This window comes from Streptomyces sp. NPDC000878 (assembly GCF_053599695.1).
Map to the genome: position 1 here is coordinate 1 of NZ_JBSFMT010000060.1, position 11,184 is coordinate 11,184.

General features: G+C 69.0%; 9 protein-coding genes. 3 read left to right on the plus strand and 6 right to left on the minus strand.

Annotated elements, in window-relative coordinates:
• Positions 1 to 171: 171 nt before the first annotated feature.
• Positions 172 to 837 (minus strand): potassium channel family protein, encoded by a 666-nt coding sequence (locus ACWDR4_RS36760; protein WP_450414925.1) that lies wholly within the window; start codon positions 835 to 837, stop codon positions 172 to 174.
• Positions 837 to 1,508 (minus strand): potassium channel family protein, encoded by a 672-nt coding sequence (locus ACWDR4_RS36765; protein WP_366874654.1) that lies wholly within the window; start codon positions 1,506 to 1,508, stop codon positions 837 to 839. Before ACWDR4_RS36765 ends, ACWDR4_RS36760 begins: the two co-directional genes overlap by 1 nt.
• Before the next feature lie 468 nt (positions 1,509 to 1,976).
• Between ACWDR4_RS36765 and ACWDR4_RS36770 the strand changes: the two genes are divergently transcribed.
• Both ACWDR4_RS36770 and ACWDR4_RS36775 read left to right on the plus strand, forming a co-directional pair.
• Entirely contained in the window at positions 1,977 to 4,025 is a 2,049-nt protein-coding gene (locus ACWDR4_RS36770) for an APC family permease (protein ID WP_450414927.1), read from the plus strand.
• Positions 4,026 to 4,184: 159 nt separating this feature from the next.
• Complete coding sequence (locus ACWDR4_RS36775; protein WP_450414929.1) at positions 4,185 to 5,513, plus strand: class I SAM-dependent RNA methyltransferase; 1,329 nt, start codon at positions 4,185 to 4,187, stop codon at positions 5,511 to 5,513.
• 287 nt (positions 5,514 to 5,800) lie between these two features.
• Here the strand turns inward: ACWDR4_RS36775 and ACWDR4_RS36780 are convergent, their stop codons facing one another.
• From ACWDR4_RS36780 to ACWDR4_RS36790, 3 genes are all read right to left on the minus strand, one after another.
• Positions 5,801 to 6,076: a helix-turn-helix domain-containing protein gene (locus ACWDR4_RS36780; RefSeq protein ID WP_450414931.1), complete on the minus strand. Its 276-nt coding sequence runs from the start codon at positions 6,074 to 6,076 to the stop codon at positions 5,801 to 5,803.
• Positions 6,073 to 6,816 carry a hypothetical protein gene (locus tag ACWDR4_RS36785; protein ID WP_450414933.1) on the minus strand — a complete coding sequence of 248 codons (744 nt, stop codon included), beginning with the start codon at positions 6,814 to 6,816 and terminating at the stop codon, positions 6,073 to 6,075. The genes ACWDR4_RS36780 and ACWDR4_RS36785 overlap by 4 nt, the downstream gene beginning before the upstream one ends.
• Before the next feature lie 266 nt (positions 6,817 to 7,082).
• Complete coding sequence (locus ACWDR4_RS36790) at positions 7,083 to 7,241, minus strand: hypothetical protein (protein WP_319180141.1); 159 nt, start codon at positions 7,239 to 7,241, stop codon at positions 7,083 to 7,085.
• A 245-nt stretch (positions 7,242 to 7,486) separates the two neighbouring features.
• Here ACWDR4_RS36790 and ACWDR4_RS36795 point away from each other — a divergent pair, with 245 nt between their 5' ends.
• Entirely contained in the window at positions 7,487 to 10,243 is a 2,757-nt protein-coding gene (locus ACWDR4_RS36795; protein ID WP_450414935.1) for a tetratricopeptide repeat protein, read from the plus strand.
• 30 nt (positions 10,244 to 10,273) lie between these two features.
• On the opposite strand, the gene ACWDR4_RS36800 is transcribed toward ACWDR4_RS36795, so the two are convergent.
• Positions 10,274 to 11,176 (minus strand): serine/threonine protein kinase, encoded by a 903-nt coding sequence (locus tag ACWDR4_RS36800; RefSeq protein ID WP_450414998.1) that lies wholly within the window; start codon positions 11,174 to 11,176, stop codon positions 10,274 to 10,276.
• Between the last annotated feature and the right edge of the window lie 8 nt (positions 11,177 to 11,184).

Here is an 11,184-nt window from a genome sequence, read left to right on the forward strand (position 1 = left end):
GTGCCCCTCTCCGGCAGCCTCAGCGAGATCGTGTTCACGCTCGCCCCAGACCCCCCTTCGCGCTGAACGCGCTCGTCCTCAAACGCCGGACGGGCTGGGAGGGGGGTCTGCGGGTGGGTGGGGAACCGGCCTGGACGGCCTTGTTCTCAAACGCCGGACGGGCTGAAAACCTCAGTCCCTCCGTACCGACAGCAGGTCCTCCAACTGCTCCTCCCTTGCCTGGGCGGCTACGAACAGGAGTTCGTCTCCCGCTTCCAGGGAGTCCTCGCGGGACGGGGTCAGGACCCGGGTGCCGCGGATGATCGTCACCAGGGACGTGTCCTCCGGCCACTCGACGTCGCCGACCTGGGTGCCGGCCAGGGCCGACTCCGGGGGGAGGGTCAGTTCTACGAGGTTCGCGTCGCCGTGGCTGAAGCGGAGCAGTCGGACCAGGTCGCCTACGCTCACCGCCTCCTCGACCAGGGCCGACATCAGACGGGGGGTGGAGACCGCCACGTCCACGCCCCAGGCCTCGTTGAACAGCCACTCGTTCTTGGGGTTGTTGACGCGGGCGACGACGCGCGGAACGCCGTACTCCGTCTTCGCGAGCAGGGAGACGACCAGGTTCACCTTGTCGTCGCCCGTCGCGGCGATCACCACGTTGCAGCGCTGCAACGCGGCCTCGTCCAACGACGTGATCTCGCAGGCGTCGGCCAGCAGCCACTCCGCCTGGGGGACTCGTTCGACCGAGATGGCCGTGGGGGCCTTGTCGATCAGCAGGATCTCGTGGCCGTTCTCCAGCAGTTCGCCCGCGATCGAGCGGCCGACGGCACCGGCACCGGCAATGGCGACCCTCATCAGTGACCGGCCTCCTCTTCGGGGCCTTCGGCGAAGGACGCCTCGACCTTCTCGACGTCGTCCGTACGCATCATCACGTGCACCAGATCGCCCTCCTGCAGCACCGTCTGCGAGGAGGGCAGGACCGCCTCGCCCAGGCGGGTGAGGAAGGCGACACGCACCCCGGTCTCGTCCTGCATCTTGCTGATCTTGTGTCCGACCCAGGCCGACGACGCGTGCACCTCGGCGAGCTGGACGCCACCGGTGGGATCGCGCCACAGCGGCTCCGCACCGGACGGCAGCAGCCTGCGCAGCATCTGGTCGGCCGTCCAGCGGACCGTGGCGACGGTCGGGATGCCAAGCCGCTGGTAGACCTCGGCACGGCGGGGGTCGTAGATACGGGCCGCGACGTTCTCGATGCCGAACATCTCGCGGGCCACCCGGGCGGCGATGATGTTCGAGTTGTCACCGCTGGAGACGGCGGCGAAAGCGCCCGCCTCCTCGATGCCGGCCTCGCGCAGGGTGTCCTGGTCGAAGCCGACCCCGGTGACGCGCCGGCCGCCGAACCCGGAGCCCAGTCGTCGGAAGGCGGTGGGGTCCTGATCGATCACGGCGACCGTGTGCCCCTGTTGCTCCAGGGTCTGGGCGAGAGCGGAACCCACTCTGCCGCAGCCCATGATGACGATGTGCACGACCGTCCTTCCGCTCCGAGGTCGAAGCCCGCCGTTGTCGACTTGGCTTGATTGGCTTGAACAGGGTCTCAGACCCTCGCCCAAGCTACACACGCACGGTCGGCGGAGGGCACCCCCCTACCTGCGGCTGATGCTGCGGACACTGGCCAGGGTGAGCAGGGCGAGGACGACGAGTGAGGCGATGGCGCCGATCAGCTCCGCGGCGAGATGTGGCATGTGGTCTCCCGGGCACGAGGGAAGCGGGGAAGCAAAGACGCGGAAAAACTTGCTCAAGGGTTCCGAAGGTCGCTGAAGGCCGGTGACGGCCGTCGAAACGGGCCTCAGGTGTGCTGTGTTTTCGTCATATAGCCATGAGGACGCGGTCCCTGGGGCATTTGCCTGTCTCGGATGCCGGGATTTCACTCGGTGGATCGCCGGGATTTCACCCGGATGTGCCCAGAACAAGGCAGGGAGCTTACGATCCTGTCCGTGTCCAAACTGACCGACGTGCCCAAACGGATCCTGATCGGGCGCGCACTGCGCAGTGATCGGCTCGGCGAAACGCTCCTGCCGAAGCGCATCGCTCTCCCCGTCTTCGCCTCTGACCCGCTCTCCTCCGTGGCCTACGCTCCCGGGGAAGTGCTGCTGGTCCTGTCGATCGCGGGCGTGTCGGCGTACCACTTCAGCCCGTGGATCGCGGTCGCTGTCGTCGTACTGATGTTCACAGTGGTCGCCTCCTACCGGCAGAACGTGCACGCGTACCCGAGCGGCGGCGGCGACTACGAGGTGGCGAACACCAACCTCGGCCCCAAGGCCGGCCTCACGGTCGCCAGCGCGCTGCTCGTCGACTACGTGCTCACCGTCGCCGTGTCGATCTCCTCCGGCATCGAGAACCTCGGCTCCGCGGTCCCCTTCGTCGTCGAGCACAAGGTGCTCTGCGCGGTCGTTGTCATCGTGCTGCTCACGCTGATGAACCTGCGGGGTGTGAAGGAGTCCGGGAAGCTGTTCGCGATTCCGACGTACGTGTTCGTCGCGGGCGTCTTCATCATGATCGCGTGGGGCGCGTTCCGTGGACTGGTGCTGGACGAGAACATGCGCGCGCCGACGGCCGGCTACGAGATCAAGGCCGAGCACCAGGGGCTGGCCGGATTCGCGCTGGTGTTCCTGCTGCTGCGCGCCTTCTCCTCCGGCTGTGCCGCGCTCACCGGCGTCGAGGCCATCTCCAACGGTGTGCCGGCCTTCCGCAAGCCGAAGTCCAAGAACGCGGCGACCACGCTCGCGGCGATGGGCCTCCTCGCCGTCACCATGTTCTGCGGGATCATCGGGCTGGCCATGGCCACCAAGGTGCGGATGGCCGAGAACCCCGCGCACGACCTGCTGGACAAGGGCGTCGAGCTCGGCTCCGGCTACGTCCAGAACCCGGTGATCTCCCAAGTCGCCGAGGCGGTGTTCGGCGACGGCAGCTTCTTCTTCATCCTGCTCGCCGCCGCCACCGCGCTGGTGCTCTTCCTGGCCGCCAACACCGCGTACAACGGCTTCCCGCTGCTCGGCTCGATCCTCGCGCAGGACCGCTATCTCCCGCGCCAGCTGCACACGCGCGGCGACCGGCTCGCCTTCTCCAACGGCATCGTGCTGCTCTCCGGCGCGGCCATCCTGCTGGTGTGGGTCTACGGGGCCGACTCGACCCGTCTCATCCAGCTGTACATCGTCGGCGTGTTCGTGTCGTTCACGCTCAGCCAGACCGGCATGGTCCGGCACTGGAACCGCCACCTGGCCACCGAGAAGGACCAGGCGAAGCGCCGGCAGATGATGCGCTCCCGGGCCATCAACACCTTCGGCGCCTTCTTCACGGGCCTGGTGCTGGTTGTCGTGCTCGGTACGAAGTTCACGCACGGGGCCTGGGTGGCGCTGCTCGGCATGGTGATCTTCTACGCGGTGATGACCGCGATCCGTAAGCACTACGACCGGGTCGCCGAGGAGCTCGTGGCGCCGGAGGGCCCGAGCGACGACAGCGTACGGCCGTCGCGGGTGCACTCCGTCGTCCTGATCTCGAAGATCCACCGGCCCACCCTGCGCGCGCTCGCGTACGCGAAACTGATGCGCTCCGACACGCTGGAGGCGGTCAGCGTCAACGTCGACCCGGTGGAGACGAAGGCGCTGCGGGAGGAGTGGGAGCGGCGGGGGATCACCGTCCCGCTGAAGGTGCTCGACTCGCCGTACCGGGAGATCACCCGGCCGGTGATCGAGTACGTGAAGGGGCTGCGCCGGGATTCGCCGCGCGACGTCGTGTCCGTGATCATCCCGGAGTACGTGGTCGGCCACTGGTACGAGCATCTGCTGCACAACCAGAGCGCGCTGCGACTCAAGGGGCGCCTGCTGTTCACCCCGGGCGTCATGGTGACGTCGGTGCCCTACCAGCTGCAGTCGTCCGAGGCGGCGAAGAACCGCGCCCGCAAGCGGCAGGACTGGAACGCGCCCGGATCGGTCCGGCGGGGCCCTGCGGAGGAACGGTCGAAGGAGCCGAGTACGAAGAACTGAGCACGAGGAGCTGAGCCGACGGGTCCGGGGCCGGGTGCGGGTTCGGGCTTGTGGTGAGCGGTCGGGCGGGGTCCACGTAGACTGGTGGGCTGTTGTCCGGCCGTTTCCGTTTCCTCTCGGCCATCCCTCCCCCCTTCTCTCCCTTGGAGTCACCCCACCATGCAGGCAGAACCGAAGAAATCGCTGGTGGGGCTGGAGTACGAGGTCGAGGTCGGTCCCGTCGCCCATGGCGGCCACTGCATCGCCCGTACGGAGGAGGGGCAGGTCCTCTTCGTACGGCACACGCTGCCTGGTGAGCGGGTCGTGGCCCGGGTGACGGAGGGTGAGGAAGGGGCGCGGTTCCTGCGCGCGGACGCGGTGGAGATCCTGACGGCGTCCAAGGACCGCGTCGAGGCCCCCTGCCCCTACGCCGGTCCCGGCCGCTGCGGCGGCTGCGACTGGCAGCACGCCAAGCCGGGGGCGCAGCGCCGACTCAAGGGCGAGGTCGTCGCCGAGCAGCTCAAGCGGCTCGCCGGGCTGACCCCGGAGGAGGCCGGCTGGGACGGCACGGTGATGCCGGCCGAGGGCGACAAGCTGCCGCCGGGTGAGGTGCCTCAGTGGCGTACGAGGGTGCAGTACGCGGTGGACGTGGACGGCAACGCCGGTCTGCGGCGCCACCGTTCGCACGAGGTCGAGCCGATCGAGCACTGCATGATCGCGGCGCCGGGCGTCAGCGAGCTGGGCGTCGAGGAGCGCGACTGGTCAGGGATGGAGTCCGTCGACGCGATCGCCGCGACGGGGTCCCAGGACCGCATGGTCATCCTGGAGCCTCGGCCGGGCGCCCGCCTCCCCCTCGTCGAGCTGGACAAGCCCGTCTCCGTCATGCGCGTCGAGGAGCACGACGGCGGCATCCACCGAGTCCACGGCCGCGCGTTCGTGCGCGAGCGCGCCGACGGCCGTACGTACCGGGTCGGCAGCGGCGGGTTCTGGCAGGTCCACCCGATGGCGGCGGACACCCTGATGAAGGCGGTCATGCAGGGCCTGCTCCCGCGCAAGGGCGACATGGCCCTCGACCTGTACTGCGGTGTCGGCCTGTTCGCGGGCGCCCTCGCCGACCGCATCGGCGAGAAGGGCGCGGTCCTCGGCATCGAGTCGGGCAAGCGCGCGGTCGAGGACGCCCGTCACAACCTCGCCGCCTTCGACCGCGTCCGCATCGAACAGGGCAAGGTCGAGGCGGTCCTGCCGCGCACGGGCATCACCGAGGTGGACTTGATCGTCCTGGATCCGCCACGGGCGGGGGCGGGGCGGAAGACGGTCGAGCAGCTGGTGAAGCTGGGGGCGCGGAAGATCGCGTATGTGGCTTGCGATCCGGCGGCGTTGGCTCGGGATTTGGGGTATTTCCGGGAGGGGGGGTATCGGGTGCGGACGCTGCGGGCTTTTGATTTGTTCCCGATGACTCATCATGTGGAGTGTGTGGCGGTGCTGGAGCCGATCGCGAAGGGTGTCTGACCTGCGGTTTTATGTAGGTCAGGCTGGATGAAGGGTTCGCTGGCCCGATCGTCGCGGGGACGGTGAGGAGTCTTTTCGGCGCTGCTTCTGGCGATGTGTCGTGCCTGTCGGCCTGTTGCTCGTGCTCTGTGGAGTCCTCGTTCTTGACTCGTTGCGCGTCTTCGGGACCGGGGCCACGACCGCCTCGCCTTCGATCCTCGGTGGACATTCGGCAGGGCCGTGCGGCCCCGTGGCTGATACCACGGGGCCGCACGGTGTTGGGGGCATGAGGCCCCTCTTCTTCCTTGTCAGAAGTCGGCGCTCGGGCCGTCCGTGTCCAGGTTCAGGTCCACGCTGTACAGCGGACGGTCCTCGATCCCCAGGGCGCGCATCAGCTCGTTGGTCGGAATCCTGTACCTGCGTCCGACACGGCGGATGGAGCAGGGGAACTCGCCCTCGCGGATCAGCCGGTACGCGGTCGTCGAACCGATCCCGAACGCTCGGCACGCCGTTCGTAGGTCCACGGTGACGGGCAGGTTGAACATCTCGGAGAAACTGAGTCGGCCCTCTGCTGGGTCCTTCATGCTCGCCTCCCCGCAGGACGGATCGGCCGGGTGCCCGCGCGGTGCTTGGACCGTCGGTTCTTCCGGTGGTCGTGGTGCGTCGAACGGTCCCTCTTCTCGTCGTCGGTGTCGGCGAGGGCACCCTTGCGTAGATGCTCCGGGCGTACCCGGAAGCGCAACGGGGCTTGCAGCCCGTCCGGGCCGTCCGGACGGTCGACCCGCACGTCCAGGCACTCCTCGGCCAGAGCGTCCGCCTCCCCGTCGGACGCACTGAGCGCGCGATCCTGGGCGATGCGCTCGACATGGGTGGAGGGGAGCTCCCGCAGGCCGTCGCGGGCGAAGCACCACGCCCTGGTGCGCGCTGCGTGGATCAGGGAGGAGTCGGAGAGGCGGCTCGCGGCGTCCGGGGCCGCCAGTTCCTCCAAGAGGGTCAGGGCCATCTCGGCCTCCACGTCCGACCGGTCGGCGCGCAGGCGTGTGCAGACGCGGTTGACCGTCCCGGTCAACCGGGGCAGGGCCAGCCAGATCGCCAGGAGCTTCCCGGTGCCGTGTGGAGCGAGGTCACTCAGCGCGGTGCCGAGTACCTCCTTCCAGACCGCGGCGGCGAACTGCGGGTCGGAGCCCGGCCCGTACAAGGCTTCGTACGTCTCGACAGCAGTCAGCCGGACCGGCTCCGCCCCCTCGATGTCTGAGGGAACGGTCACGAGGATCGAGTCGCCGACCCGGGGGTCGTCGAAGTGCCGCCTCACCGAGGCGAACATACTGCTGGATGGTGGATACATCAGTAAATGTCCTTTCTCTGGGCTGAAGGTGCCGAAGATGCTGAAGGCGCTGGAGATGTCGATGTGCTGGACGGGCTGAAGAGCCGCCGGTGTCGGTCTTGTCGACCGGGATTCGCCGCCTTCGACCACGAGCGTGTGACAGTGCGGAAAGGCCGCGAGCTCGCGGGTCGGAGTAGTTCAGAGGGGTGGGGCCGCAGTGGGTGGGTGCCCGCCCGGGACGGGCACCCACCCATGAGCTGTGAAGCTCAGGCGGTCTCGGAGGGAGAGGCGTCCGGCGCTTCGGCGTGCGGGGTCGCTGGCGTGGTGCCCTCGGTCCGGTCGGCCGCCCGCCGGCGCCGGGTCGGCGGCCAGTCGGGGGACTGGCGCAGACGGCTCGCCCGGCGGTTTCGCTGACGGTTGTTCATAGGGCCTGCGGTTCCTTCCTGATGGGTCGATGGATGACTACGCTGCCGTCTCGCGTTTCTGCGAGCGGTTGGTGCCATCGTGCCCGGGGACGGGAGGAGGCCGCGGAGCGGAAACTGAGGGAAAACTGAGGCCTGGGGGCGTGAAGGAGCACGTGCGTGTGAAGCGGCACATCGCAACGTACAGATGAAGGGGGCGCCGTCGAGGGGCCCGGACCACTGCTTCCGGTGCGGAGAGGGGAAGGGCGATGGAGGGGCACGTGCTGGGCCCGGTAAGAGTCGAAGGGGACGGCGATGGAAGGGTCTGCGCAGGTTCGAAGGCGGCGGGGCTGTTCGCGCTGCTGGTGACGTCAGCGGGCTGCCGATGCACCAGGAAGGAGATCGCCGAAGTCCTCTGGGAGGGCGAGGAGAACACCCGCAGCCTGGTGGACCGTGCTGTCTCCGACCTGCGGAAACGACTGGGCCCTGGGGCCGTGCCCCATGGCGGCAAGTCGGGTTACTGCACCCTCCGCGCGCCGGAGGGCGGCGTCGACCTGCTCCGCTTCCGCAACCGTGTGGCGAGGGCCGCTGGGCTGAACCCTCCGGAGCGGTTCGAGTTGCTTGGCGCGGCCCTGGAGGAGTGGGACGGCGGCGAACCGCTGCGCGGGCTGACCGAGAGCGGCTTTCAACTGCGCCGGGAGGCGCTGCGGGCCGAGTTGATGGCCGCCGTGCACGCTCGGATGGACGCCGCCTACAAATCCAGGGAGGAGAAGTGGCTCCGTGAGGAGACGGAGAAGTGGTTCGAGCGCGCACCGGAACTGCCCCAGGTCTTCCGGTTCTACCTGCTCGCCCACGACGACCTGCCGGAGCGCCGACGCGAACGGCTCATCAATGAGTGGACGAAGCGCAACGCAAAGCCGGACGCCGAGTTGCGGAGCGCCATCGACCAGGTCCGGGGAGTTGCCCACCGTCCCGGCGGGACGCTCCTGCCGCCCGTCCCCGACCAGTTGCCCGGCAGCAGTCGCAGGCCGGTCGGGCAGGACGAACTGATCGGCAGCCTCGTGGAGGCCGTGCGCGAGGAACAGGACGCCGGCAACCTGGCCTTGGTCCTAATCAGCGGCATGGCGGGTGTCGGGAAGAGCACGGTGGCCTACCACCTCGCCCGTCGGCTTCGGGAGCGGTTCCCCGACGGGGTGCTCCACGCCGGACTGAACGGGTTCGCCGACGGAGACGTGCGGCTCGCCGAACCGGACGAGGTCCTGGACAGGTTCCTGGCCGTGCTGCCGCCGTACACCACGGTGACCGGACCGGAGAGCAAGAGCAACGCGCTGCGGTCGGCACTGGCCCACCGCTCGGTACTCATTGTCCTGGACGACGCGCTCAACGCACAGCAGGTGCTGCCGCTGCTCCCCGGAGACGGCACCTGCGCCGTGATCATCACCAGCCGCAACGACCTGTTGCGCCTGCAGTCCGAGAGAAAGGTGCTGTTCCGCAAGATGGAGCCGCTGCAAGAGGCGGATGCCCTGGAGGTGCTCCAGGAGAAGGTGTCGGTCGAGGACCGGGCGAAGCACGCCCAGGCTTTCAGTGAGCTGGTCAGCCTCTGCGGACGGCTGCCGTTGGCGCTCACCGTGGTGGCTCGACTCCTGGAAGGCGGTGCGCGTCCGCTGCGTACCCTCCCCGCCCTGGTGCGGGACATGAAGGAGGAGCGGGAGCGGGCGAGGCTGGACACCCTGCACCTGCCGGAGCACGAACTGTCGGTCCGCGCAGCACTGAACTGCTCCGTACGCGTGCTCGGTGCGGAGGCCCGGCTGCTGCTGTGGCAGCTCGCCGTCCACCCCGGGCCCACCGCCTCCTGGGAGGCGGTGATGGACTTGGGAAGGGTGGCGGGCGAAGGAGCGCGCACCGACCGGGCCTTGATGGAGCTCGTGGCGGCGAACCTGGTAGAGCTCCAGGGTGACCGGTACGGGCTGCACGACCTCGTGCGGGCCTTCGCCCGTCGGCACGCGCGGCCGGCGGCGGACGGAGAGACGACGGACATCGAGCGGGCGACCGTACGGCAGGTGCTGGAACACCAGCTGCACAACGTCCGCGCCTGCGACCGGGTGCTCGACCGCGAGCGCACCCTGCCCATCGGCGAGCCCGACGGGGTCACGGTCACCGACCCCGCGGAACCGGGGCAGGCGATGGCGTACCTGGACGAGGAGTACGCCGCTGTTCAGCGAGGCATCCGATTAGCCATCGGCCAGGGCATCGAACGGTACACATGGCTGCTTTCGATGACCCTGGTCACCTATCAGTGGCGCCGGCACCTCCTCGGCGACGCGCGGAGGAACCTCCTGCACGCCGTCGACGCCGCCGAATCCGCCGCCGCCCCGGTCGATTGCGCCATGGTCCACCGGATGCTGGCAGGGACACAGTGGCGGTTCGGCGAGTACGACACGGCCGTGGGCCACCTGCACCGTGCCGTCCGGCTCAGCAAGGAGGACCACAGTGAGGCAGGCCGGCTGAGCCTTGCCCGTTCGCTGCACCGGCTCGGGATCACCCTGCGCAAGCAGGGCGACCGGACGGGGGCGGAGGAAGCGCTGTGCCAGGCACTGGAGTTGTGCCGGGAGGTGTCCGACCCGGTCGGGGAGGCCGCCGCCCTGAACGCTCTCGGCGCGCTTCACCACGACCGGGGCGAGCACGCGCAGGCGCTCCGTCGGTGCGCCGACGCCCTGAGCGTGGTCGAGCGCACGGTGGAGCGCAGCGGCCTGGCCGACGTGTTGTTCACCCTGGCCAAGGTGCACCTGGCCCGCGTCGAGCGGGACGAGGCCATCTCCCTGTACCGGCGGGCCTGCGACATCTACCGCGAACAGGAGAACTGGCCCAACGAGGACAAGACGCGGATGCTCTTCGCGGACGTCCTGGTGTCCGCCGGTGAAACCGACACAGCGGTACGGGAGTTGGAGAGAGTCATCGTGCTGCGCGAACTGATGGGCGGCGAAGGCGTACGCGAGGTCCGGGAGTTGCTGGAAGGGTTGAGGTGACCCGCCCGGCCGGCGACCTCCGGATCACCGTCACAGCCGAGGCGGATGCGTGCGGTAGTACTCGGTCGGGTCGGGACGCAGCCGCCTCGACGGACGCCGCGAGCCCAGCCGGGGCAGGTACGGGCGGAGTCGGTCGAACACCTCACGGACATCCGCCGGGCGCTCCTCCGCCTTCCACCGGACCATCCACAGCGCGAGGGAGGCGAACTCCGGGGGGAGCTCGGCGAGTTTGTCGGGTGGCAGCACCGGGCCGCCCGGTTCCGCCCGCTCCTCCAGTCCGCCGTAGGGCAGCCGCATGACGACCATCTCCAGCAGGATGCAGCCGAGTCCGAAGATGTCCGCCCGCCGCGTCAGACCCGAGGGGCACGCGTCGGACTGCTCGGGGGAGGCCCAGCCGCGCGTGCCGCGCTCGAAGGATGTCTCCTCGCCCGCCGTGATCGCGTGGCCCATGTCGATGAGACGGAGTCGGCCGTCCGGTTGCACGATGACGTTCTCGGGTTTGAGGTCGCAGTGCACCAGATTCCGGTCGTGCACTTCCCGCAGAATTTCGCACAGCTGGCCGATGACGGACGCGACGATCTCGGGATGCCTGACGGGTCGCTTCTCCAAGAGAACGTTCTGCAGTTGGCGTCCTTCGACGAATTCCATGACCAGGCATCGGCGCCCTCGGTGCGTCCCGGAGGCGATGATTTCGGGAATCGCCTGAATTCCCGTCAGCATCATCATGCGGGAGCCCTCTTCGAGAAGCCTCCTGCCTGCCCAGGAGAAGTCGCTCTCGGGGCCGAGGTCCCGGGCCTTCTGGAGCTTCAGCGCCACCCTCTCCCCGCTCCTGCGGTCACGGCCGAGGAAAAGGTCGCCCTGACCGCCGTCACCGACCATGTCCAGCACTTCGTAGCGCTTCCCCACATTGCCGATCTCCTCGATCTCCCGCATGGTCACCC